This is a genomic window from Mesorhizobium sp. M4A.F.Ca.ET.020.02.1.1, assembly GCF_004022645.1.
In the GTDB taxonomy this organism is placed as follows: domain Bacteria; phylum Pseudomonadota; class Alphaproteobacteria; order Rhizobiales; family Rhizobiaceae; genus Mesorhizobium.
Genome location: NZ_RZOI01001248.1, coordinates 1 through 829, shown reverse-complemented (window position 1 = coordinate 829; position 829 = coordinate 1). Strand labels below are relative to the sequence as shown.

Here is an 829-nt window from a genome sequence, read left to right as displayed (position 1 = left end):
CCTTCCTGGCGCGGCCGGTGCGCGGCGAGACGCTGCTGCGCGTGCTCTTGACCAGCCACGCGCCAGCCCTGCCCCTGCCGCAAGCCGACAAGCGCGGCGCGCCGCCCGTGCGCGCCGGCGGCCGCCGTGGCGAGCAGGGCCTGTCGGTGCTGATCGCCGAGGACAACGACATCAACGCCATGCTCGCCCGCGCCACGCTCCTGAAGGCCGGGCATCGCGTCAAGGTGGTCGGCAACGGCAAGGCCGCCGTCGAGGCTGTCACTGATGCCGGCCTGAAGCACCGCTTCGACGTGGTGCTGATGGACCTGCACATGCCGGTCATGGACGGGCTGGATGCCATCGCCGCCATTCGCCGCCACGAGGAGGCGCTGGCGGTGCCGCCCGTCCCGATCATGGTGCTGTCGGCGGACAGCCAGGAAAAGACCCGCCACACGGTACTGGCGCACGGCGCCAGCGGCTTCGTCACCAAGCCGCTCGACCCGGACGCCCTGGTCAGCGCTGTCGAGGCGCAGGTCGCGGCCTGAATTTTTTGCCCCCGGCACACGCCTTGGATTGCCTGGCTTTGCCCAGCTAAAGGTAGCCGGATGAAGGCATTCGCCAGCCGACGAAGTATTGCCCGCCGCTGCGTATCACGGTACTGTCACAATCCTGTTGCACCTACACCGTATCCCCGTGCCAAGAGGGATGGCTCGAAGGAGAATCACTCGTGCATACAGTTATGCCGGAATGTGACACTCGGCCGAATGCCGGCGGCGCCCTGCTCGCCGCGCGGACCGGCGATGCCGTCGCAACAGGCACCCCTCTCGGCCGCATCGGCAATCTCGAAGTG

General features: G+C 68.3%; 1 protein-coding gene. It reads left to right on the top strand.

Annotated elements, in window-relative coordinates:
- On the top strand, positions 1-524 hold a 524-nt coding region (locus tag EN742_RS36410; protein ID WP_148670589.1), incomplete at its 5' end, for a response regulator.
- Positions 525-829: the final 305 nt, after the last annotated feature.